This is a genomic window from Paenibacillus sp. JGP012, assembly GCF_014203995.1.
Taxonomy (GTDB): domain Bacteria; phylum Bacillota; class Bacilli; order Paenibacillales; family Paenibacillaceae; genus Paenibacillus; species Paenibacillus silvae.
The window spans coordinates 106,060-131,454 of record NZ_JACHKG010000016.1; the positions used below are offsets into that span (position 1 = coordinate 106,060).

At 34.4% G+C, this 25,395-nt stretch carries 16 protein-coding genes; all 16 read left to right on the forward strand.

The window, feature by feature from the left end; translation table 11 throughout:
- Window positions 1-2: 2 nt before the first annotated feature.
- Window positions 3-1,046 (forward strand): BtrH N-terminal domain-containing protein, encoded by a 1,044-nt coding sequence (locus HNR77_RS18930; RefSeq protein WP_184187660.1) that lies wholly within the window; start codon window positions 3-5, stop codon window positions 1,044-1,046.
- Window positions 1,040-2,299: a DegT/DnrJ/EryC1/StrS family aminotransferase gene (locus HNR77_RS18935; RefSeq protein WP_184187663.1), complete on the forward strand. Its 1,260-nt coding sequence runs from the start codon at window positions 1,040-1,042 to the stop codon at window positions 2,297-2,299. Before HNR77_RS18930 ends, HNR77_RS18935 begins: the two co-directional genes overlap by 7 nt.
- Before the next feature lie 131 nt (window positions 2,300-2,430).
- Window positions 2,431-3,228 carry an FkbM family methyltransferase gene (locus tag HNR77_RS18940; RefSeq protein ID WP_184187665.1) on the forward strand — a complete coding sequence of 266 codons (798 nt, stop codon included), beginning with the start codon at window positions 2,431-2,433 and terminating at the stop codon, window positions 3,226-3,228.
- 62 nt (window positions 3,229-3,290) lie between these two features.
- A complete protein-coding gene (locus HNR77_RS18945) occupies window positions 3,291-4,310 on the forward strand; it encodes a Gfo/Idh/MocA family protein (protein ID WP_184187668.1) in 1,020 nt (339 codons plus the stop codon).
- Between the two features lie 73 nt (window positions 4,311-4,383).
- Complete coding sequence (locus HNR77_RS18950; RefSeq protein ID WP_184187671.1) at window positions 4,384-6,099, forward strand: glycosyltransferase family 4 protein; 1,716 nt, start codon at window positions 4,384-4,386, stop codon at window positions 6,097-6,099.
- A 13-nt stretch (window positions 6,100-6,112) separates the two neighbouring features.
- Entirely contained in the window at window positions 6,113-7,093 is a 981-nt protein-coding gene (locus tag HNR77_RS18955; RefSeq protein WP_184187674.1) for a BtrH N-terminal domain-containing protein, read from the forward strand.
- A 32-nt stretch (window positions 7,094-7,125) separates the two neighbouring features.
- Entirely contained in the window at window positions 7,126-8,946 is a 1,821-nt protein-coding gene (locus tag HNR77_RS18960) for an amino acid adenylation domain-containing protein (protein WP_184187677.1), read from the forward strand.
- Entirely contained in the window at window positions 8,947-9,774 is an 828-nt protein-coding gene (locus HNR77_RS18965) for an aminotransferase class IV (RefSeq protein ID WP_184187679.1), read from the forward strand.
- Window positions 9,775-9,783: 9 nt separating this feature from the next.
- Window positions 9,784-10,770 (forward strand): BtrH N-terminal domain-containing protein, encoded by a 987-nt coding sequence (locus HNR77_RS18970; protein ID WP_184187682.1) that lies wholly within the window; start codon window positions 9,784-9,786, stop codon window positions 10,768-10,770.
- Window positions 10,771-10,796: 26 nt separating this feature from the next.
- A complete protein-coding gene (locus tag HNR77_RS18975) occupies window positions 10,797-11,036 on the forward strand; it encodes an acyl carrier protein (protein ID WP_184187685.1) in 240 nt (79 codons plus the stop codon).
- Window positions 11,037-11,072: 36 nt separating this feature from the next.
- A complete protein-coding gene (locus tag HNR77_RS18980) occupies window positions 11,073-12,065 on the forward strand; it encodes an LLM class flavin-dependent oxidoreductase (RefSeq protein WP_184187688.1) in 993 nt (330 codons plus the stop codon).
- A gap of 43 nt (window positions 12,066-12,108) precedes the next feature.
- The gene (locus HNR77_RS18985) at window positions 12,109-13,665 is read left to right on the forward strand and encodes an amino acid adenylation domain-containing protein (protein WP_184187691.1); all 1,557 of its coding nucleotides are present in this window, start codon (window positions 12,109-12,111) and stop codon (window positions 13,663-13,665) included.
- Window positions 13,666-13,709: 44 nt separating this feature from the next.
- Window positions 13,710-15,050, forward strand: coding sequence for a condensation domain-containing protein (locus HNR77_RS18990; protein WP_184187694.1), 1,341 nt, complete (start codon window positions 13,710-13,712; stop codon window positions 15,048-15,050).
- Window positions 15,037-18,963, forward strand: a complete 3,927-nt coding sequence (locus HNR77_RS18995) for a non-ribosomal peptide synthetase (RefSeq protein WP_184187697.1) — start codon at window positions 15,037-15,039, stop codon at window positions 18,961-18,963. Before HNR77_RS18990 ends, HNR77_RS18995 begins: the two co-directional genes overlap by 14 nt.
- A gap of 10 nt (window positions 18,964-18,973) precedes the next feature.
- On the forward strand, window positions 18,974-24,178 hold the full coding sequence (locus tag HNR77_RS19000) for an aminotransferase class III-fold pyridoxal phosphate-dependent enzyme (RefSeq protein WP_184187700.1): 5,205 nt from the start codon (window positions 18,974-18,976) through the stop codon (window positions 24,176-24,178).
- An 83-nt stretch (window positions 24,179-24,261) separates the two neighbouring features.
- Entirely contained in the window at window positions 24,262-25,380 is a 1,119-nt protein-coding gene (locus tag HNR77_RS19005; RefSeq protein WP_184187702.1) for a type III PLP-dependent enzyme domain-containing protein, read from the forward strand.
- Window positions 25,381-25,395: the final 15 nt, after the last annotated feature.

Genomic DNA, 25,395 nt, shown 5'->3' on the forward strand with positions numbered 1-25,395 from the left:
TGATGAATAAGAACTTTGATGATACGGTAGTACCTTTTAATGATTGTTTCTATTTTTCTTGTTTTTATAGTTCTCTATTCCCTGTCTTAAAATACTTTAATAAAAGCATTTTCCCTTTTATGGTACAAGGTATACCCAAATACAAACAAAATGATAAAATGGGTAATTTTGGTCTATATACGGAATATGTATTCAACGAAAATGTCATTGAAACGATGAAAAAAACAGGTTTACAATTTGACACATGGGTCACATCAAAAGGCGTTGTCCAAGATGTTATTGAATCATTAATAAAGGAAAAGTTAGTTATTGTATCTGTCGACTGCTACTACCTATCATTTCGTTCGGACTTTTATCAGAAGGAACATTGGCGGCATTTCTTATTGATCACTAGTTATGACAGTCGATCTGGTTGTTTTAATGTTATTGATCAAGAAACTACAGATTCGGATTATACTTGGCATCAGTTACCTGAAAAAGATCTTGAATTCGCCTACAATGGATTTATTTCCAAATTCAAGGATGACGGTGAGGTGACATTAACCAGCATTGGTGAGAATGGAAGAAAAATTAAAACTAATGAGGATTTTGAAAGTTATGCTTCTCAGTATACAACAAATGTGAAAAAAATGATTTTGGAACTACTTGAGGGAAATCAAGCAATCAATCATTTTATGGATCAATATAGCACAATCATGGAAAATGAATCAGAGTTAAAGCAAAATTCTGAAGTTATTCTTAATGGATTTAACGATATTATCAAAGTGAAGAAAACACAAAAATATCTCCTCGATCATTTGTTTTTTCATCATTCTGAATTGACTCAAAGCATTCAAAGAACAGTTGAAAATTGGAATTTTGTACGTATAGTTCTAGCAAAATATCATTACTCAGGAGTTTATAAGGAAAAATCTTTGATGAAAACTGCAAAAATTCTTCGAGAAATTCAATTGGAGGAAAATAAATTTCTTCAATTACTGCTTGGTGTTGAATGTGAGGAAGTGATACAAGGATTTTTAAATAAGAAAGGGGAAAAAAAATGTTAGCAATAAATGGGGGATCTCCAGTCAGAACGCGTGAATGGGCTCCGGATTATATCAGTACAGAACAGATTGGTTTGGAAGAAAAAGAAAGAGTTCTTCATGTACTAGAGAAGCGTAGACTCTTTCGTTGGGAGTCAGATCAAATAAAAGATTCTGAGACGGCGCAACTTGAAGAATTTTATTCAAGAAATTTAAATGTGAAGCATGCGCTTGCAGTAAATTCTGGATCATCTGCACTTGTTACTGCTTTAGTTGCATTGGGAATTGGTCCTGGTGATGAAGTAATTGTTCCTTCGTATACGTTTATTGCTACGGCCTCTGCAGTACTTATCGCTGGAGCTGTACCAGTTATTGTGAATGTTGATGATACCTTAACTTTATGCCCAAAATCAGTAGAGAACGCAATTACAAAATATACAAAAGCTGTAATACCAGTTCATATGAGAGGTATCCCTTCTCAAATGGATATCATTATTTCAATAGCTAATCGATATAACCTGAAAGTTATAGAAGATGTGGCTCAGGCAAATGGTGGATCCTTTTTTGGTGAAAAATTAGGTTCAATTGGAGATGTTGGTTGTTTCAGTTTTCAGCAAAGCAAGCTTATCACAAGTGGTGAAGGAGGAATGTTGGTAACTAATGATGATCATGTATATGAAAGAGCGTGTACCTACCATGATGGAGGGCTAGGCTTTAGGAAAACGAGCGCATCCCTCTCTAAAATTTCGTTTCCAGCAGCGAATTTCAGAATGAGTGAATTAAATGCGGCAATAGGACTGGCTCAATCAGAAAGAATAAACGAACTTATTGTAACGCTTCAAGGAATCAAGACAAGAATAATAGATGGTATTAGAGACCTTGATTTCATCACTATGCATAGGGTTCCTGATCCTAAAGGTGAGATATCAACAAATTTAATTTTTTATGCGAATAACTCTTCGTTAGCTCTAAAATTTTCAAACTGCTTACTTCATGAAGGTATACCCAATGGAGTGCTTCGAAATAGAGGATTTGCTGATCAACATATATATACAAATTGGGATTACATAATTAAAAAGAGGGGGATTTCGAGTGTTTGGAACCCATGGAGTAAAGAAACATACAAAGGAAATGTAGAGTACTCACTGGACATGTGTAAAGAAACTCTTAGCTTTTTATCTCGTGCCATTACTATCCCTTTACACCCTAGTCTTAGTGAGGCAGATTGCAATGATGCGATTGAAGCAATAAGAAAGGTTGCGGCTTCTTTTAATTGATTGATGGGCTGGGAGGTTAAAATAGGTTTTTATAAAAGGTAAACGATTCTTCCTAAAAATATTTTCAAAATAAAACGAAGCTTTAATAGCTAAGTTTGGAATGTTTTGAATGTGCTAAAGGAGATAGATTAATGCTCAAACTACCTAATGGGATGGAATTAGTGAACCCAATTAATACTCAACAAGCTATTCGGCTGTATAAAGAAATATTTGATGGAAAAGTTTACCTGAGGAATGGAATAAAGTTACATGATGGTTGCTGTGTTTTGGATGTAGGTGCAAATATCGGGATGTTTACTCTGTTTTTAAATACAATCTGCACTAATAGTACTACGTATTGTTTTGAGCCGATTCTTCCTATATTTAAGGCTCTTGAATCGAATTTGAAACATAATAATATTAATGCGAACTATTACAACGTTGGGCTTTCAAATCAAAGTGGAGAAGCGAATTTTATCTATTACAAGCAATTTCCAGGTATTTCAGGTCAATTCGTAGATCCTATAAAGAATCTCAATGAAGCTAAAAATAATGTGCAAAATATCCTAAATGAAAATCAGAAAAGGTCTGCTGCCATAGAGAGCAAAATTAATCAGTATGTTGATCAATTTTATAAGTACGAAAATGTTACATGTAGATTAAGGACCTTATCTGAAATAATAAAAGAAAATCGAATCAGCAAAATTGATCTTTTAAAAATTGATGCCGAGAGTAGCGAATACTTGATTTTGGAAGGGATAAAAAAAACGGATTGGCTCAAAATTGAGCAAATCATTATAGAAGTGCATAATGAAGAACTACTGGATAAGATCAGTTCACTTCTTATAGGGAAAGGATATAGTTTACAGATTAGCGCTAATCCGCAAGTTGAAAATGGTAGCCTACCTGTAGGGCTTGAAGATTGTATGCTTTTTGCTTTTCGTACTTGATAAGCCTTATTCAAGATAGTTTGCGAATTATCATATTTTGAATATTTAATAAGGAGCTAATTATGAAAAAACTAAGAGTTGCAATTATCGGTTGTGGTTCTATTGCTAAGAAAAGACATGCTTACGAATACGTTTCTAACAGCAATGTAGAGATTGTTGCATTTTGTGATATTAAAATTGAGCGAGCTGAGCAACTGGTTAAACTCCATGGCGGAAAAGCATATTCAGATTATCGAGAACTACTACAACTTGAAAAGCCAGATGTAGTGAGTGTATGTACACCTACAATACATCATGCACCAATCAGTATCTCAGCGGCTGAGGCAGGAGCACATATACTTTGTGAAAAACCAATGACTGTTAGTTTAGAAGATGCTACAAAAATGATCGAAAGTGCTGAGAAAAACAATGTTATGTTAATGATAGCGCAAAATCAACGTTATATGCCGTCTCACATAAGGGCAAAGGAGTTACTTCGTGAAGGAAAGCTAGGAAAAGTTCTGGCATTTAGAAGTACTTTTGCGAATAAAGGCCCAGAATATTGGAGTGTTGATGGCGAAAATTCATGGTTTTTTAGGAAGGAAGATTCCAAATTCGGAGTTATAGGGGATTTGGGGGTGCATAAAATTGATTTAATTCGATGGTTACTTGATGATGAGGTTATAGAGATTGCATCATTTGTTAAAAATATTCATAAAAAGTGGACGGAGCTTGATGACAATGCAACGTGTATTCTTCATATGAAGAACGGCGCAATAGGAAATATTACGGTTAGTTGGACGTACCATTTGGAAGAAAATACAACTGAAATTTGGTGTGAAAACGGGATGATTAAAATGGGAGATAATCCTGACGAATACACTATTGTTGAATACCAAAATGGGCGGGTAGAAAAGTATTTGTCAGAAACCAATTCGCTAGTTGCAAGAACACGTCATAATAGTGGTGTGATCAATGCATTTGTAGATCATATTCTCACTAAAACCAAACCTATGGTAAGCGGAGAAGAAGGTTTACAAACTTTGAAAGTTGTTTTGTCAGCAGTGGAATCTCAAAACACAAAAAAATATGTAAATCTATAATAGTCAAAGAGATGAATTAAGTTCTTTTATTTGTTGAATATGTTCTAAATAGTTAAATGAGGAGTGAGAATACATGATTAATAAAGTCTCAAATATAGGTATGATGGGGAATGTTTTTCGACCAATGGCAGGGCTTGATTCCGTTTTTGGCTATGATATTGCAGTAGATGACAACGCAAAGGCAATGTTGGAATTTGGGAAGCAAGATAAAATCACTTACTTTTATGAACCACTACAATTCCAACAATTGGCGATAAAGAGAAAATTTCAAGCACTGAGTCATGAAAATAAAACAGAAACTACGTTGGAATTTTATTCGGAATTGGATTTACTGACGAAAAAAGAGAGTGTTGATATTGATGTGCTTCATAATGTTGGGATGGAGTTTCTTCCTCAATTAAGTATGAGAGAGTTCATCTCTAAGAAACTTTTCCCAATAACATATACTATTCACGGGGCAAGTTATCCTAATTATATTGAGAATTTTTACCTAATGATGTTATTGACACCAATTCGTCCATTTGATTCGCTTATTTGTACGTCAGAATCAGTTAAAACAGCGGTTAAAACAATTTTGGATAACATTAGTGATTCTCTCAACAGAAGCTATAACACGTCTATTAAGTACAAGGGAAGACTTGATGTAATTCCACTTGGTGTAGATACTGAAAAGTTTACATTCAGAGATAACAGACCAATTCGAATGGAGATGAACATCCCTGAAGATGCTTTTGTAATTCTCTGGATTGGTAGACTATCTGCCTATGATAAAGCCGATTTATTACCATTGTTAATAGTTTTTAAACGTTTATTGGAGAAAAATCCAAACCAAAATCTAATGTTATTAATAGCTGGACATGACAGAGCCAGCCTTCCATTCCTTCCTGCTGTTGAAGATAAAATGAATCAGTTGGGAATTAAAGATAAAGTAAGAATAATTGAAAAAAATGATGTTGCCAAGAGGCACTTATTATTTTCTGCTGCAGATGTTTTTACATCACCAGCAGATAACCTCCAAGAGACTTTTGGCATAACTCCAATTGAAGCTATGGCAAGTGGAATTCCGCAAGTGGTTTCTGATTGGGATGGGTATAAAGACACGGTCGAACATGGTAGAACCGGTTTCTTAATTCCTACCTACTGGACCGGTTGTGATGACGACATAAGAAGAGCTCCGATGGTTTTTACTGATGTAAATAATCGTTATGGATTACACCATCTGATGTTAAGTCAATCCGTCGCAGTTGATATGCATTTGTATGAAAGGGCTTTCCAAGATTTGATTGACGATCCTGAACTAAGAAAAACGATGTCACTTAACTCAATAGAAAGAGCAAAAGAAAAATTTAGTTGGAAAAAAGTCATTCGCCAATATGAAGACTTGTGGCAAGAGTTAATGACAGTTCGAGATCAATGCGAGGAAACTTATAACGAAAAGCAGGCAAGAGAGAAAGAATTTGAATTCATGAGACCAATATACTGCAAAGCCTTTGCTGATTATCCGACTCGTTTTTTAGGGATTGAGTCTGAGGCAATAATCACTAGCGAAGGTAGGATGACGTTGCTTAATGAGGATCAATTGCCATTTCATTATGAAATTGAAAACCTTCTAAATGAACCAAAGATTGGACTACTCATATTAAAAGAGATGGTCAAAACTGCTGATGGGACAATCTCAATGAAGGAATGTATCAATGTGTTTAAGTCAAATTATCATGAAGATTCAATAAAAAGAAGTTTTATGTGGCTCATTAAACATGGTCTAACAAATTTAAAAAATAACGTTTAATTGGAGGGTGAAAATGATATTACTTGATGTTAAACCAATTGAAACTGAAGTGTGTGATTGTATGATGGCCTCCCTCACTAATGCAGCCCTGTATTTTAACAAAGATTATCAATTTCTTTTTTCAGGAATATGGGTGTTTGGATTCAGGACAAAAACAGAAGAATATGATGCTTTTTGGAAAAGATTATTCACACCGTCATATTTATATCCTCATGATGAGTTGAGAAAATATCACGGGATTCAACTTATTGAAGATGAATTCACTCCCTATAATGAATTTCTTAATGTAGTCAAGGCTGAGTTAACATCAGGTATACCAATGGCCGTGAAGTTTAGTGCATATTATGCACCATGGACGCAGTTCTACAAGAAATATCATATGGAACACTATTGTTTAATCATCGGAATTGATGAAGCCAATGGCTACTTTTATATTACCGACCCTTATGTGACTAATAAAATAGAGAAATTACCGATAGAAGACTTAAAAGCCGGTTACGAAAAGTCCTACACCTTTCGATTTGTTGAGCCAGAATGTGATATAGCCGACTGGAGAGCAGTAATTAACACAGCATTAACTCATAGATATGAAAAACAAGACAATATGGACTCATTTGATATGATGAGAGTTTTTGCTCAAGAGATTTTGGATTATTCAGGTTTTGTTAAAGAACTTAAAAAGCAAAGTGACCTGTATTCGTTCGAGTTATTTTATCAATTGAAGTATATGTCTCATAGTCGCTTGAACTATTCTTGGTTCCTAGAGTTCATTTCTCAAAAATTTAATGTTGTAGGTATACTTCCAGTAGTTAATCGATTACAAGAAGTAGCTGCTTTATGGAGAACTGTTTGGCTAAAATTCACAAAAATCACTTACATGGAGAATGAAATCATGATTGAGAAAGCCATAAAGAATATCTCCGAACGATTATTAGAAATTGCAGATATGGAACAGAGATCAGCGGATGATCTACGAATCATTATTAATCGGTAAGTTTAGTCATGAGCGATCGGGAGGGATATTGATTGAACACAAGAATGATTCGTTTGTTTACTGGACCAAAGGTCGAATATTCAAATTGTTCTATAGTAAATAGATTTGAAGAACAAGTTAACAATCATCCAGATAAAATAGCAATTCTGACGGAGGGAGAGTCCTTTACTTACAAAGATATACAAACGAGAGTGAATCGTCTTTCTCATTATTTAAAGAATGGTTTGAAGATTGAGTATGGTGACATTGTCGGTATTTTATCAAACAGACGTCCTGAATTTATCATTGGAGTTCTAGCAATATTGAAAATTGGTGCAGCTTACATGCCAATTGATCGCAATTATCCTCAAACAAGAATTAAGTATATGATTGAGAATTCTGGAAGCAAGATATTGTTACTTCCCGTGAGGGAGGCAGAAATGTGTGAAAACATTGGAGTTAATAATGTATATATTGATGAAATCATTAATCAAACGTATTTCGACATAGTCGACAAGGAATCAACCATAGAGCCTTATGAGAATAATCTAATGTATGTAATCTATACATCGGGTTCAACCGGAAATCCTAAAGGGGCTAAGGTGAAGTGCCATTCGTTCTTAAATCTTTTGAATTGGTATATTGATGAACTGAAGCTAAAGGAAGATGACAGGGTATTGTTTTTCACTTCCATTAGTTTTGACCTAGCTCAAAAGAACATTTTTGCTCCTTTAATAACTGGTGCAAGTATATGCTTGTTCTCTAAAGATCAATTCAATGTTAGAGCAATATCTGATCTGATTGAGAATCAAAATATAACACTCATTAATACAACCCCAAGTGCTTTTTTACCGATCATTGAATATAACCAGAAAGATCAATTCAAAAAACTAACTTCTCTTAGAAATGTTGTGCTTGGGGGAGAAGCATTAAACATCTATCAATATCTTCCGTGGCTAAACTCAGAAGAGTGTGAATCAAACCTCTATAATACTTATGGGCCTACGGAATGTACGGATATTGCAGCTTTCTATAAGGTTGATCGTCGAAAGAAAGATACACTTTCGAAAGTACCGATTGGCATTCCTATAAATAATGTGGAAATTTATTGTATAAAAGAAGAAGAGGTAGATGGACCCTGGGAGGTGTACATTGGCGGCGAAGGGGTGGGAGCCGGATATTTGAATTTACCTGAAGATACTGCAATGAGATTTATTTATCTCTCAGATAATCCAAATAAATTGCTTTACCGAACTGGTGATCTAGTCACAATCACCCTGGATGGAAATTTGGAGTTTGTTGGACGAGTGGATAATCAGTATAAAATCAGAGGCCATAGAATTGAAGTTGAAGAAATTGAATCTTTCTTGGCAAGGCATGATCATATTAATAATTCGGCTGTATTAGTTAAGGAGAGAAATGAAAGTAAATTCTTATGTTTATATTATGAGTCTAACAATCATCTTACAGAATTAGAAGTTAAGCAATACATGCAAGCACATTTACCAGAGTATATGGTGCCTGATTTCATTGTTCAACTAGATGAGTTACCACTTAACCATCATGGTAAAGTCGACAAACAGTCGCTACCAGATTTACGAGCTGCTCCTGAACCCAGTTTATCATCTCAAGAGCATATTGAGGAAAATGTAAGATTAATATTAAAAAAATATACAAAATTTCCTGAACAAATCGATTACTTGGATAGCGAAGAAAATCTAGAGCATTTGGGAATAGACTCTATAGTTTATATATCTGTTCTTGTCGCAATAGAAACGGAATATAACCTACAGTTTGAGGATGAAATGCTTGAACCACGTAGTCTACCTAATCTTAGATCGATCGTAAACCACATTCAGGGAGCGATGAAATAGATGAGTATCACCGATAACACATCAGAGTATGGCTCTCTTAATGGCAATATTATCTCAATTCGCGAAATTCAAATTCCGATTTCTACCCCAACAGTATATGAAGTGATAAGAATTATGGAAGGAGTTCCACTTTTTTTTGAGAGTCACTATGAGAGATTGAAGAATTCTTTACAGTTATCTGGATATAAACTTATTTGGTCTCCAGAACTCTTGAAATCTTATATCCTAAGCCTAGTTCAATTTGAAAAAATCCAAAATCACAATGTGAAGATTCAGGTTTTTCAAGAAGGCAGTCAATCAATGATGTTTATCTATTTTAATCGTACCTCTTATCCTCCATCTAGCCTTTATAAGGAGGGGGTCAAACTAGGCCTGTTGAATGCTGAACGAGGACAGCCCAATATAAAGCAAACTAATTCATTAAATGAACTCCTTCAGCAAAGAAAAAATATCTTTTTCGAGCATTTATTGATAAATAAATTAGGGAAAATTACTGAAGGAAGCAGATCAAATGTGTTCTTTATTCAAGATAATTCAATTTTCACTGCACCAGATAATGAAGTGCTTAAAGGGGTAACTCGAAACACTGTCATAGAATGCTGTCAGTCGCTTGGGCTCCCTATTGTTTTCGATTCAATTGATGCATCTTTGATTCATGAATATGAAAGCTGTTTTCTTACAGGGACATCATTAAAAGTCCTTCCAGTTGCACAAGTCGAAGAAATTGTATTTCCAACGGTAAGCAACGAAATATATACATCTATAAGTAGAGAATTTAATGCTAGAGTAAGTTCTTATGTTTCATCAAATAATTTCAATTACGAATGAGGATCAAATATGGAAATTAATAAGGAACTATTGATTGAACCCTTTGATGAGATATATTATCGTTCTTGTTTCTATAATCCATTAATATCATCCATTTATTATTATGGAGGAACGGTTTTTCCAATATTAGCAGAAGATATAGGTGTGTACCAATATATTGAAAGTACAAGCGGTTTCCAGTTGAATGAACGGAATATCGGAAGACCAGTTGTAGATATATTGAAGGATATGAACATTCATTTAGATTCTGATTTTTTTTTGCCAGAGAGTCCAATTGAATCAATCCAAAAGGCTATCCAAGCTGGTACACCTGTTTTTGTTCCTATAGACAGATATTACTGGAAAGCTAACCCTGAATATCAAAAGGAACATGCTAGACACTACTTTCTAATCATTGGCTATGATGAGAGAAACTTCAAAATTATCGATTCAAGGACACTCGATTCAACTAGTGGTACGAGTTTCCTTAATAAAATATCATTTCAGGAAGTGAAAGAGAGCGTAAGAGGATGGGAACTTTGGGATGGAAAAGATGAAAGTATAAATATCACACGGATCATGGGTACAGTGAAGAATGGAGATCCTATAGCAATACATGAGAGCATCGAATGTTTTCGGAATAATTTGTGCCTACATTACAATGAAATCAAAGCCGGAATAGAAGATATTCGAAAAGCTGCACATTCCTACGCCAATTTAGAGAGTTTAGATAAAATTAACATTCAAAATATAGCTTCTGATATATCGCAGTTAAAAAAATTAAAAGTTATTGAAATGTTTAGATATAAGAAGTTTTTTGATACGAAAAGTGAATTGCCGCTTTCACTGATGGAAAATACCATAAAGTCATTTGGGTTAGTTCAAGGTGCTCTCATAAAGTTAAAGGTAACAGGGAAACTGAGAACAGATGTTGTTGAATCAATTCATCAAAGAATGATGGAAATCTATGAAAATGAATTAAGAGTATTAGACGTGATCTATTCATATTGCAATTAAATTAAATTTCATGGAGGTAATTTATTATGGAAAAAATTATGAATATTTTGATGGGTGTTTCCAGTGTGAATTTGGAGTCTTCTCAGTTAGAAGATGAGCTTTCGCTTATGTTTGATTTAGGGATTGACTCAATAAAGTTTATCGAATTTATTGTTGCATTAGAGGAAGAACTAGGTATTTATATTCCAGATGAAGATATGTTAATGGATAATTTCGAAACAATTGGTAAAGTGAAAAGTTATTTTAGAGATTCCGTGATAAGTTAATTCCTTTCCCTGAGGTAAAAATTACGGAGGTGTAAAGTGAATAACTTATTCGATTTATACTGCAACCTTCCAAATTATGATGATAGAAGCGATTATTATAACCATGTAGTGGAAATTTCTAAAATAGCTGAAGAATATCGATATAAGGGGACATTATTCCATTTCAATCTGTCTCAACCTGACCCATTTGTTCTGGCATCATTAGTTATTCAAAATACTAAAGGTTTGATACCAATCGTTGCGGTTCAACCTCAGTATATCAATCCAGTAGCAGCGACTAAAATTATTACAACTCTAAGCCAGGTAACTGGCAGACCAGTATATATAAACATGATCGTTGGTGCTGCACAGAATGAGGCGTTACGACTTGGGGATACATTAACTTATAAAGAGAAGTACGCAAGATTAGAAGAGTACATTTCTATTTTCAAGCAGTTATTTCATTCAGAAAAACCTATTCAGTATAAAGGGGAATATTACCATTTTAATAATTTGTCTTTAAGTCCGCTGAATAATAATGAGTTGTTAACACCAAAACTGTTTGTATCTGGTGCGTCTGACCATCATATTCAAATAGCCAATTCACATGCTGATGTGGTTCTTACTCACCCTCAACCTGTAGGGAAATTCAAAAAAAATTATTCATATAATTTGAGTGAGAGTGTAGATGTTGGAATAAAAATTGGAATCATTGCACGTAAGACATCTGAAGAGGCTTGGAAAGTAGCTAATGCAAGATATCCTGTGAGCAAAATGGCAATTGCTACGAATCGATACAAGAAACATTCAGAGTCTGCATGGATTCGAAACATGGCTCTCGAGGGAATTGAATCCGAACTGCACGACAATGTATTTTGGTTAGGTGGTTATATTAGTGGTTTATCAAATAACCCCATATTAGTTGGTGAACATCAGGAAGTCAGACAATATTTAAAAAAATATTCTGAAGCAGGAGCTAAGATACTATTAATATCTGGAGCACAGTCGAAAGAAGATTTTGAAAATATTGATCAGGTGTTGAATGGTTAGTACTCTCTTTGTTGTAATGGGTTAGCGAGGGGGAAGAAATTGAATGGAGCAAAGCAAAGCAATCATTAGTCGGCCTACACTTGTTTCAAAATTTAAAGCACATGTTCGTAAAACTCCACAGGTGGAAGCGTTGGTGTATAAAGATTCAACATGGAGCTATAATGAATTAGATCAATTCAGTGATTTAGTTGCGGGCAGAATTATTGCATCTGGCGTAACTCCAGGTCAGGTTGTAGGAATAATTATGGACAGGACACCAGAAATGATTGTGGGCATATTAGGAATTCTTAAGGCAAGAGCGGCATATTTACCAATAGACCCTAATTATCCAAATCAAAGAATATTAAATATTTTAAGTCAAAGTTCTCCAGGAGTTATACTTATAAATAATGATAGTAAGCATAGAGTCCAATTGGAGTCAGTTGAAAAGAAAACTACTATTTTAGGGCTGGAATTGTCAGAGTTATTATCTACTGTTCGGACTGAATTCATTACAGGAAGAAATAACTCGCTACCCATTGTTCAGCCTGAGGACTTGGCGTATGTAATTTTTACTTCAGGCTCTACTGGAAATCCTAAGGGAGTGATGATTGAGCATAAAAGTGTGCTTCAAACATTAAATGCTTTACAGTTCCACTATCCAATGAGGACTGAGTCTGCATTCTTGTTTAAAACATCATTTTCTTTCGATGCATCTGTGCCAGAGATATTTTCCCCGCTAATTGGCGGGGGACGTATTGTTATTATGGAAAATGGGAAGGAAAAGGATCCCTCTCGAATTTCAGAATATATCTATCATTACAAGGTTAGCCATATGAACATGGTTCCATCTATGAATACGATCATGTTAGAGTGGCTCGAGGAATCAGAAGTTGAGGCAATGTCCTCATTACAATATGTTTTTTCCGTGGGAGAAGCATTGCCTCACCATACAGCATTAACCTTCGCGGAAACTTTTCCGAAAGTTCAATTTGTTAACCTTTATGGGCCAACTGAAGCAAGCGTTTATTCAACACACTACTCTCTTGCCCAGTATAAGGGCAAAACAAGCAAAATCCCAATTGGAAAACCATTTTCTAATGTCGAGATACTTCTTCTTGATGAGAAAGATAATGTGGTTGAGCATGGAGAGTCAGGTGAATTGTGTATTGCTGGAGAAGGCTTAGCAAGAGGTTATTTCAACTGTAATGATCTAACGGAGAAATCATTCGTTTTTCTCTCATCAAAGTCTCATTTAAGAATATATCGTACCGGCGATTTAGCGAAATGGAATGAAGAAGGGCATCTTGAGTATTTAGGAAGACTAGATCACCAAGTAAAGATCAGAGGATATCGTATTGAAGTTGAAGAAATCGAAATGAAACTGATTAATCATTCTTCTATCAAAGAAGCTGCTGTTGTAGCTAAACTTGATGAAGAAAATATTGGATATCTTGTAGGGTATATTGTCTGCGAAGGGAAAATTGATCTGTTGGAGCTGAAGAGATATTTATCTGATATACTTCCTGATTTTATGATTCCTTCTGATTTTTTTATACTTGAACAGATACCCCGAAATATAAATGGGAAATTGGATCGAAACGCGTTAATTCGCCTCTGATTAATTAGAGGCGAAGATTAAGATTTTGATAGGGGGCTTTAGAGATGGAAAGGAATAATTTGCTGGATATATTACCTGTGTCTCCTTTTCAAGAAGCCATTTTCTTTAATGATTTTTTTGGCGAGGATAGTGATTTATACCTAGAGCAAGTACAGTTTATCATTGATGAGGTAATGACTTATGAATTATTCGTAGAAACATGGAGAAGAATAATAGTAAATAATGAGATGTTACGAACCTTATTCCGATGGGAAGGGATGAATGAACCTGTTCAAATTATTCTTAAACATTATGAAGGGAATTTTACATTTTATGACGAGCCGTCTAATCCTAAGATATTATTAGCAGAACGATTTAAATGTAAAGATTTATCTTGCCCTCCTTTTCATGTAGCTTTGTGTGTTCATGATGATAATGCATCTCAAATCATAATTAGCAATCACCATATCTTGTATGATGGTTGGAGTAATTCAATCCTCATAGGAGAATTTGTCCAAACATACTTTGATTTGAAAAATAATGCTGAACCAGTTCCTACTTTGAAATCGGAGTATAAAACTTATTTAAAACATATTTTTGCTTTTCCAGTGGAAGAACAAATTTCTTATTGGAAAAACAAATTAAGTAATCTCGAAAATTGTACAAAATACTTCTTTACTGATAAAAAAGATCCTAAGAACAAGAATTCAGACAAGATACGTTGTATGTACTACACGTTGTCAAATTCTTTAAAGCACAAGCTTGATAGCTTTGTGAAATCCAAAAATGTAACTATTGCAAGTGTAATATATATGTCATGGGCTGTAGTTTTTAGTAGATATACACAAAATAAAGACATATTATTTGGAACAGCGGTATCAGGGAGAGACATTCCTCTTGTTGGTATAACTAACACAATTGGCTTGTATATTAATACAATACCACTCAGACAACAATTAGATGTACAGTCAAATATTCTTGATCATCTTCATCTTATAATAAAAGAGGTAAGTGAAAGAAGAAAATTTGAACATTTTCCGTTGCCAGAAATTATAAGAGCTATTAATAATAAATCTGTTAATGACTTGGGTCTATTCGATGTCTTGATTCTCGTTGAAAATTATCCTATTGATAAAGGAGTCTTAAGTCGTGAAAAAAGCCCAATTCACTCAATCCAAAGTTTTGATGCAAAGTCAGCGAATCGTTTAACCATAGAGTTTAGATCCTTTATAGAGTATGAAGTAGTATTCAAAATAAAAGATCAAGGACCCGATTCAAAATTTATTAAATTGTATGAGGATTTTCTTGAAGTCATGTCACTTATAATTGATTATTCGCAAGCTCCAATTACAATACTTTTAACGAGTAATTTGGAAGGAGAAGTAGTCGCTTATGCAGGAGAATAATAAATCAGAAGTTGAGAGCCGTATGAGTGTTATCGAACGCTTAAAGTCGATATGGGGAAGTGTCCTTAATAAGGATGCAAATGATATTCGGATTGACTCTGACTTTTTTCAATTGGGGGGGCATTCATTAAAATTAACTAAATTAGCTCTTCGATTGCGTAATGAGTTTAACGTCAAAGTTGATCTAGAAAGTTTTTATTTATTTTCTTTATTTTCTGATATGGTTTCGCTTATTGAAAACAATGGTATACACTCGAGCACAACATTATCATTAACAGATACTGAACGTGGCGAAATATCCTCTTCTCAAAAGCGTTTATATTTTCTTCATCAGCTTGATCCATCAAGTACTGCCTATAACATGACAGAAGTTTATGAGCTTAGTGGAGAAATCAATCATGTGAGAATTGAGGCTTCGTTCAATGAACTAATTAAGCGACACAAAAGTCTCAGGACAGTATTTCTAAGGGAAGAGGAAGAAGTGATACAGAGAATTATTCCTTTTGATGAAATCACATTTAACGTCGACTTAATTAAAACTGCTAATGATAAATATAAAAAAACAATTGCGGAGTACATACGGCCATTTCAACTTAACAATGCTCCACTAATTCGGGTTGCACTCATTGATGTAGGGGAAGAGATACATTATTTAATTGTAGACATTCATCACATTGTATCAGATGGATTCTCCAATAATATTTTAATGCAGGATTTGATTCGAATTTACTCGGGAGATATAGAAAATCGTGAATTCCCTAGTTACATCGACTATGTGAATTGGCAGAAATCTTGTATTAACGACATTCAATATCAAAATAGTCGTCAATATTGGAAAAATCAATACAGTCATCCAATCAATTCACTTCAGCTTAAAACGGATTTTCAGAGGCCGGACATTAGGAGATTTTATGGCGATCGGATTTTTTTTAGCTTTAACAAAAAGATAAAAATACGATCTGAACCGCAGGATATTTCATTTTTCACAACAATGTTGTCAGTTTTTGGGATACTCTTGTATAAGGTTTCAGGTCAGAATGATATTGTTGTAGGTACTGTAAGTGCGGGAAGGACAAATTCAGATTTCTTAGAAACAGTAGGGATGTTTGCGAATACGCTTCCGGTTCGATTATCAGTTAATTCGAATGAAACATTTCTTTCAATGTCAAGAAGAACACAAAACAATCTTGAACTGTTGTTACAGCATCAAGACTATCCTTTCGAAGAGATTGTTTCTGATCTTAATATAATTCGAGAAGCAAATCGGAATCCAATGTTTGATATTTTACTGGTCATGGATGACACATCCGAGCAAGATCTGACTTTGCCAGGTATTCGTGTGAAGAAGTCTAATAATTATGTACGAAAGACATCAAAATTTGATCTTACTTTGTATATTAAAGTTGAAAAAAATTCATTTTTATTTGAGTTGGAGTATAGTACAGAATTGTTTTTGAAAAGTACGATCGAAAGATTAGCATCATGTTTTATCCAAGTTCTTAATCAAATTTCAGATAATCCGGATGTATTAATTCAGAGTATCGAGCTTACTTCGGTTGAAGAACAAGAGAAACTCTTGAAGGTCATAAATAATACTGCGACAAGTTTTACTGATAATAAAACACTGCCTGAACTTTTTAAAGAGCAGGTGGAACGTACGCCCCAAAATACTGCAATTATTTATCAGGAATATTCGAAGATGTCGTATCAGGAACTATGGCACTTATCTCAGCAGGTAGCAGAAGTAATTAAGGATGAGGGGATTTCCAAAGGGGATACTGTGGGGATTTTCATGGATAACTCTCCTGAGATGATTGCTTCAATTATAGGGATACTCTTAGTCGGTGGGACATACCTGCCAATTGATGCGAAATTTCCAGCTGAACGAATTAACTTTATGCTTCAAGACAGCACATGCAAGTTGATCTTAACGAATCACTCTTTAACTTCGAAGAATCTTGTAGTCCCATTTAAATTGATTCGAATTGAAGATCTTGAGACTATATTGGCGGAAAATTTTAACAACTCATATAATACTGACCCAGAAGATAACATTTATATTATTTACACATCGGGTTCAACAGGGCAACCGAAAGCATGTCCAATTACTCACAAAGGATTAATAAATTATGTTGAATGGGCAATTTTAGAGTACATGGGCGATGAAAATAAGAGTAATATCGTCATGCCCTTCTATTCTTCAATAGCCTTTGATTTAACTGTGACATCCATTTTCGCACCATTATTAAGTGGAAATACAGTTTCAATTCATCACAATGAACCTGAAGCTTTAAAAAAAATTATAGAGGGGGGTCATGCAGATATAATAAAGGTCACGCCAACACATCTTCGTCTTATGCTGAATTTCAGGGTAGATTCGGTAAGGTTGAGAAAAATCATCGTTGGTGGAGAACAGTTAACAACGGATCTTGCTAACCAAATTGTGCTTAAATTCAATGGAAAAGTTGAGATATTTAATGAGTACGGACCTACGGAAACAGTGGTCGGATGTATGATATACAAGTTTGATCCTAATGGAAACTATAATGTTGCTGTACCAATTGGAAGACCCATTCACAATATGAAAGCTTATATATTTAACGAGAACTTGAATATTTGTCCTGTCGGAGTACCAGGGGAAATATATATCGGTGGAGTAGGAGTTTCAAAAGGATATATCAATAGACCTGAGGAAAATGAATACCGATTCATAAATTCAAAAGAACGTTTGTATAGAACAGGGGATCTGGCTTTTTATCGCGAGGATTTGAATATAGAGTACATTGGCAGAAAAGATAGCCAGATAAAAGTTAGAGGTCATCGTGTTGAAATAGGCGAAATTGAAAGTGCATTAATTGGATATCCAGGTATAACTCAGGCAATTGTGATGCAAAGAGAACGGAAAAATGCTGAAAAGTATCTTTGTGCATATGTAGTCGGAGTAACAGAAAATGAAACAAAAGAAATAAAGCTGTTTCTCTCTAAGGAATTACCTAGTTATTCCATACCTGCTTGTATTGTTTATATGGACTCATTGCCGGTTGCTATTGGGGGGAAAATAAACTTAAACGCTTTACCAGAACCAGAATTTAAGGAAAGCTACGATAGGACACCACTTAATAATATTGAAAGGATACTTAACGATAAGTGGTGCCAAGTATTAGGTATTTCGCAAGTTGGGAGAGAGGATAATTTCTTTGAAATTGGTGGAGATTCATATTTGCTTTTAAAGTTACATCAATCTTTGGAACAGCCCTTTCCCGAACTGAAAGTAACTGATTTCTTTAAAAACCCAACTATCCATTCAATGGCCGAGTATTTAGCACATTTTTCAGAGGTTGATGTCCGAGAAGAACTATATATTTATAATCTTTTTCCCGATGAATTTTTCACAAATGAAAGCAACATAACAACTAATGAATATTCCTTTCATTTATCTTCAAAACTTAGTACAGAAATAAACCAATTTTGTAAACAAACAGGTATAGAGAAAGAAACGTTTTTTATTGCGTTATATTCATATGTCATTGGATACATCTCAGGTTTGAGTTCTGTTAAAATCCTAACAAACCTATTTAACTACAATGATTTCTTACTGCTGCCTATTCCAATATCTAATCATACGGACTTAGAAAAACTGCTTTTAGATGTTCAAAGGTTAATGGAAGATAAACAAAACATCTTTAAATCAATTGTGTTTACTAGATACAACTCACTAAGAAAGGAAAATGAAGGGGAAATTGTTTTTGGTGATCAAATACCTAAATCTAACTCTTGCTTTTTCAGGCTTACCTTTAAAGAAGTTAATGAAGAGATACATTTTATACTTTCATACAATCAACGACTGTCTATTGACAAGGTTAATGAATTTCTCCAATTGTTTACGGGAATGCTCAGTAACTTTAAGAAATGAGTGAGTATAGATGGAAAGTTTAATGGATAAGATGGCCCGAATAAAAACAGGGGATCTAACGAATGAGATTCATTATGAGGCAAAACAGAAAAAACAGAATTCAGATATAGCCATAATTGGTATAGCATTTCGTTTACCTAAGGCGGATACTTTCGAGGATCTGACTAAGTTGTTGAATGATCACGAAGATTGTATTTCATTGCCTTCTGAACAACGTAAAAAAGACACTACTGCATATCTTAATTATAAAAATGTTGATGAATCTGATTATGATTTTATTGAATCTGCATTTTTAAGTGATATCGATCTATTCGACAATAAATTTTTTAGAATATCTGCTAAAGAAGCTTCATTAATGGATCCATACCACAAAATATTATTAGAAACAACGTATCATGCATTTGAAGATGCTGGTTTAACGAAAGAAGAGTTAAAAGGGAGCAATACAGGATTTTATTTGGGGAAACCGCAAGGCACTGACTATTATCGTAAAGTCAAAGAAATGGACCCTGATTTTGAAATTGTGGCTGGTCCTGGAAATATAGATTCTATCATGGCAAGTCGAATCTCATATTATTATGACCTTAGGGGACCAAGTTTATTAGTTGATACTGCTTGCTCATCCTCCATGGTAGCTCTACACATAGCCTGCAATGCAATTAATAATGACGAGTGTGGAATGGCTATCGTTGGAGGAATTAATTTGATATCTGAGCCGGTTCGTTTCCGGGACAAAGAGATTCCGGAAGTGTTTTCTTCGATTTCCAGGGCCCGGACATTTAGTGATGATACTGATGGTACAGGGAATGGTGAGGGGTGCATAATCTATATTCTGAAACCTCTCGATCTTGCAATTAAGGAAGGAAATAATATTCATACAATAATCAAAGCCTCTGCTTATAACAATGATGGCAGCTCCATTGGAATTACAGCACCAAGCTCTAGAGCACAAGAAGAAGTAATTGTTAAGGCGTTGGAAAAATCAGGAGTTGATCCCAGCTCAATTTCATATATAGAAGCTCATGGCACTGGTACAAAACTTGGGGATCCAATTGAATTTGAAGCATTGACTCAAGCATTCGAAAAATATACTTTGAGAAAGCAATTTTGTGGAATAGGATCGATTAAAACAAACTTTGGACATCTTGATTCAGCATCAGGACTTCTAGGCATCTTAAAATGTATTTTGACTTTAAAGTCAAGAAAGCTTTATCCGGGGATTCATTTTGAAATGCCCAATCGAAATATTGATTTTGTTAATTCGCCATTTTTCCATGTACGTGACACGGTTTCGTTAAATGATGCTCCTTATCCGATACGATGTGCAGCAAGTTCTTTCGGTTTAAGTGGAACCAATTGCCACGTTATATTAGAGGAAGCTCCTCAATTAGGTGAGGAAGATTTGAAAAACGAAGTATTAGAAGACGTTCTTCCCATTTTAATATCAGCGCACGATGAAACAGCTTTGATGGAATATGTAGAGAATTACTACGATTTTATCTGTAAACAGCAAGAAATCAACTTTTTTGATATTTATCATACATTGAAGTATGGGCGAAATCTCTATTCTCAGCATCTTGTGGTTTTTTCCAATTCTTTAAGTGATTTAAAAAGTAAATTAAAGATGATTATTTTGGATGGATTGGATAGCAATCATGACCAAGGAATTTATTATAATGAGGATGTTCAATGTGAAGTAACTAAGAGAAGAGGTAGAAAAGTATCTCTGCCTGGATATCCCTTCCGAAGAGAGAGGTTTTGGTTGGAAATTCCAGAGAATGAAGGTTTAGCCGAACCTGTAAAGGAGGAAATAGTCTTAACAATGCAAACTACTCAATCTAATAATGTACTTAACGATTTGAAAGGGTTTGTCGCAAATTTATTTGAATTAGACTCTTCAGAATTTGACGAAAATTTAAGTTATATTGAAATGGGAATTGACTCTATTTCAATTATTCAACTAAAACAAGAGCTGAAGAAGAGATACAACATTGAGATCTCCGCAGGTGAGCTATTCAACGAATATGGTAACTTGAAAAAACTTGCGGATTTTATTGTGACTCAACTTCCTACTGTTCTCTTATCAGAACCTATCGATGAAAAAAAAGGAATTTCTTACGAGAGTATAAATTCTAGTTCTTCAGCAGTAGTAGAAGGTATAGAAGTACAAGGTACTGAACTTCATAATGAAGGAAAAGAAATTGTTGGTTTATTGGAAAATCAGCTAAAAATTATGAGTCAACAATTAAATATATTAATAAATAATAATGAATTTAGAGGTGTGTCTGACAATCATCACAAGGTTGCTCAGCCTAAAGATTCAGTCAAAGTTCCTACAATCCAACATAAACCCAAGGAACACTTGGAAAATTCGAATGATAAATTCTTTCAAAAATATATTGTAAAATCTAACGCAAAGTTGACAGATAACCAACTTAATTTTTTGAGAGAGCTAATACGGAAGTACAATAATAAGACTGGGAAATCGATGGAACTGGCGCAGAAACACAGAAAAGTGTGGGCTAATGGACGTAGGGTTCAAGGTTTCAGTAGGGATTGGAAAAAGATTATTTATCCAATTGTTGCTCAGAGGGCAATTGGTTCCAAAATGTGGGATGTGGAAGGGAATGAATATCTCGATTTTTCAATGGGATTTGGAGTTAACTTTTTCGGATATAATGACCCAGAGATCAATCAGGCAGTCTCAGATGAATTAAATACAGGAATAATATTAGGTCCCCATACTGACCATCCTGGGGAAGTCGCTAAATTATTGAATCAAATTACTGGGGTCGAACGAGTGGCATTTTGCAATTCTGGCACAGAAGCAATCATGAACCTTGTAAGAATTGCTAGAGCAACAACGGGTAAAGATATCATCGTTCTTTTCTCGCACTCGTTCCACGGAACATTTGATGGAGTTTATGTATTAAAAAGCGAACATGATCAAAGTGCACAAGCGATTCCACTAAGCTTAGGTACAACCGAGAATATGGTTAAAGATGTCTGGGTGTTGGAGTATGGTGATGTACAGTCCTTAGAAATAATTAAAAATAATGCACAATCGCTTGCTGCGGTTCTTGTTGAACCAATACAAAGCAGAAATCCTGCTCTCCAGCCTAAAGAGTTTCTACATGAGTTACGGACTATCACTAAAGATCATGACATTGCTCTTATCTTTGACGAAATTATAACTGGATTCAGAGTTCATCCTGGTGGTGCACAGAAATATTTTGGAGTAGAAGCAGATCTTGTTGCATATGGGAAAATCATCGGCGGAGGATTTCCATTAGGTGTGTTTGCAGGAAAAGCGAAATATATGGACCGAATAGATGGTGGTTACTGGGACTTTCACGATGAGTCTGCTCCAAGTGGATTTGTAGTACAAACAGGAGGGACATTTAGCCATCATCCTACAGCAATGGTTGCAGCTAAAGTTGTTTTGAATCGGATTTTGGACGAAGGAGAACGCTTGCAAAATCATTTAAATGATAGGACTAGTGCAATGGTTCAATATTTGAATGGTTTTCTAGAAAGTTCAAAGATTCCAATGAAAATTGCTTCTTTTGGTTCATTGTTTATTTTTCAAACAAAAGATCCCAATTTGCTTCGTTTTATTTATTTTATGTTGATTGAAAAAGGGATTTACATTTGGGAAGGTGGTACATGTTTTCTTTCTACTGCTCATAGCGATCAGGAGATTATGACTTTTGTTAAAGTGTTCCAAGAAGTTTGTGTAGAGCTGGAGCAAAATCATTGTTTTTTATTTGAGATTTCCAAAGATAGCTTAGATTTGAGCACTTTACAGGAAAACTTGAGTCTCATTTATGAGAAAAGTTCAATAACTGAAGAGAATGGATTGAATTTGATTGGAAATGAAAGGTCTTTCAATTATGCTCGCACTCTTCTTACGAATGATAAAACAATTGAAGCTATATTTCCTATGTCACCGATGCAAAGACTTGTTTTAGCCCAAAATATTAATTACAGTGGTACGGGACACGAGGTAGCCATCTCCAATTACAATGTTAAGGGGATAATTAATGCTAACAAACTCATCAATGCTTGGAGATTAGTTATTCAGAAACACTCAATCCTAAGAACAGCATTTCATTGGAGAAGGTTGTCTGAACCCTTACAAGTTGTCTATAAGGATTTAGAAATTCCAATCATTGAGCTGGATTGGAGTCACCTAAATAGCTCTGAACAAAAAGAAAATTATGAAAAATGGATTGAGAAGGAAAAGCAAAACAACTTTGATATTTTGTCTCCACCTTTAATAAAATTGTACTTAATTAAAATGCAAAAAGATTCTTTTAAAATAGTAATTAAATATTATAATTCTTTGTTTGATGGATGGAGCACTAAAATCATACTAACTCAACTGATTCAAGCCTGTGAATCCGCGGGGGCATTAGAAATTGAGGGTGTTTATCATGGACGTTCAGATTACAAAGAGTATATTGGCTGGCTACAGCAAAAAAATACTGAGTCATCTAAACAATTTTGGGAAAAAGAGTTTCAAGGATTTCAAACTTCGAATAGTAAAGTAGTTGCAGCGAGAAGTAATTTTACTCCTTTTGAATATGAATATACATTTACTACAGAAGACTCGAAAAAACTGATAGATTATTGTAGAAGAATAGGGATAACTCCTTTTACTTTATTTCAAGGAATATGGGCATTATCTCAAAGAGAAATTCAAAACTCTGACGATATTCTTTTAGCATCAGTTTGTTCAGGAAGGTCGTATGAAATACCCGACGTCGATAAAATAGTTGGTCTTTTTGCGAATGTACTCCCTGTTCGTGTTCCTATTATGAAGGGCACTTTGATAAGCACTTGGCTAAAAGGACTCCAATCAAAGAATATGATTTTGAAGGATCACGAGCATAATTCAATAGAACAGATTTCAGAATGGGGAGACGTTCCTCTATCAGATCTCCATAATGCAATTTACACTGGTGGATTGGTGTTTTTAAATTATCCGGTTGCAAGTTCAGCGCCTTCAAGTCTCATTATTGAATTTGAAAATGAAGATGCTTATATCCATGTACCATTGAGATTATATGTTGCACCTAATATGGATAGTTACCAGATGATCTTGAGATCAGATGAGCATACTTTTAGTAAAGAGTTCACAACCATTATAGGAAAAAAAATAATAAAACATATTTTGGGGATTATTGAAGAATCTTATCTTAAAATTGAATAGTTGGAGACTGAAGCTTAGAGAGTTTTTTTAGAGTTACGTTTCTGTGAAAGCATAAGATAGCGATATAAGGGGACAAATGTTAAATGAAAAGCAAGTTGGTTTTAATTGATTTTTATAAATTTAATGCTCATTACATGCAACTTTGGAAGATATATGATCATTTAGAGATTAGGGAGGAAAAAATGAAAAATACACCGCTGTATATTCTAAATAAGGATAGAATTGTTGAGTGTTATCAGGATATGAGTGCAAAGCTTAATCAATGCGATATATTTTATTCGATGAAAGCAAACCCTGATATTAATGTGGTGAAAATTCTCAAAGAAGAAAATTGTGGTTTTGAAATTTCAAGTCTCGAGGAATTTCAAAAGGTGTTATCGGTGAGAGCACCTTTGGATCGCATTCTGTGTGGACTACCAATTAAAAAAGTTGAAATGATTGAGTATATGTATGAAAACGGTGTGCGATATTTTGGATTTGATGATATGAAGGAGCTCATAAAACTTAATAAATATGCTCCAGATGCCAAGAAGATCTTAAGAATTTATATCAGTGATATTATTCCCGACTCCATTGAGTATGGAATGAATCAAAAAAATATTGAGGAAAATGAAAATGAACTTTTATCGTCTATAGATGGTGTTGCATTTCATATTAGCAAAAATGGAAATATAGAATTTTCAAATCGTGTATTAGATCGTTCAGAGGAAATTATAAGAAAGTTAAATAAAGATAAACCTATTATCTTAAATATTGGGGGAGGATACGAATCGAATTTTTCAGAGGATTATTACCCTAAGTTAAACGAAAGACTGAAAGAACTCAAAAATAAATATAATTTACAAATCATTGCTGAACCTGGTTCAGCGATTATAAATAAGGGAGTTAGGATTAGAACGAAAGTAATACTAGTTAAGGAAAGAGAGGGATTCTATGATGTTTATTTAGATGCAGGAATCCCTACGGGTTTAATGAGAAAACCAGGCTCAATACAAGTTATAAATAGATCAGTGGAGAAAGGAAAAAGAAAGATCTATCGTTTCCTAGACATTACAAGCCTACATCGACCTTTGTTTCAGATTTTTTTAAAGCACGATATTCAGGAAGAAGACTTGCTTGATCTGGAGGAGTGTGGTGCCTATACAATCTCTTACATTAATCAATTCCATTCTTGGCCAGAGCCTATGATTATAGTGGATTGAGTCTGTCTAAAGGAG

Excerpts from the sequence above, each read along its gene's own strand:
- HNR77_RS18930 (WP_184187660.1), top strand. The coding sequence starts at position 3 with ATGAATAAGAACTTTGATGATACGGTAGTACCTTTTAATGATTGTTTC.
- HNR77_RS18935 (WP_184187663.1), top strand. The coding sequence starts at position 1,040 with ATGTTAGCAATAAATGGGGGATCTCCAGTCAGAACGCGTGAATGGGCT.
- HNR77_RS18940 (WP_184187665.1), top strand. The coding sequence starts at position 2,431 with ATGCTCAAACTACCTAATGGGATGGAATTAGTGAACCCAATTAATACT.
- HNR77_RS18945 (WP_184187668.1), top strand. The coding sequence starts at position 3,291 with ATGAAAAAACTAAGAGTTGCAATTATCGGTTGTGGTTCTATTGCTAAG.
- HNR77_RS18950 (WP_184187671.1), top strand. The coding sequence starts at position 4,384 with ATGATTAATAAAGTCTCAAATATAGGTATGATGGGGAATGTTTTTCGA.
- HNR77_RS18955 (WP_184187674.1), top strand. The coding sequence starts at position 6,113 with ATGATATTACTTGATGTTAAACCAATTGAAACTGAAGTGTGTGATTGT.
- HNR77_RS18965 (WP_184187679.1), top strand. The coding sequence starts at position 8,947 with ATGAGTATCACCGATAACACATCAGAGTATGGCTCTCTTAATGGCAAT.
- HNR77_RS18970 (WP_184187682.1), top strand. The coding sequence starts at position 9,784 with ATGGAAATTAATAAGGAACTATTGATTGAACCCTTTGATGAGATATAT.
- HNR77_RS18975 (WP_184187685.1), top strand. The coding sequence starts at position 10,797 with ATGGAAAAAATTATGAATATTTTGATGGGTGTTTCCAGTGTGAATTTG.
- HNR77_RS18985 (WP_184187691.1), top strand. The coding sequence starts at position 12,109 with ATGGAGCAAAGCAAAGCAATCATTAGTCGGCCTACACTTGTTTCAAAA.
- HNR77_RS18990 (WP_184187694.1), top strand. The coding sequence starts at position 13,710 with ATGGAAAGGAATAATTTGCTGGATATATTACCTGTGTCTCCTTTTCAA.
- HNR77_RS18995 (WP_184187697.1), top strand. The coding sequence starts at position 15,037 with ATGCAGGAGAATAATAAATCAGAAGTTGAGAGCCGTATGAGTGTTATC.
- HNR77_RS19000 (WP_184187700.1), top strand. The coding sequence starts at position 18,974 with ATGGAAAGTTTAATGGATAAGATGGCCCGAATAAAAACAGGGGATCTA.
- HNR77_RS19005 (WP_184187702.1), top strand. The coding sequence starts at position 24,262 with ATGAAAAGCAAGTTGGTTTTAATTGATTTTTATAAATTTAATGCTCAT.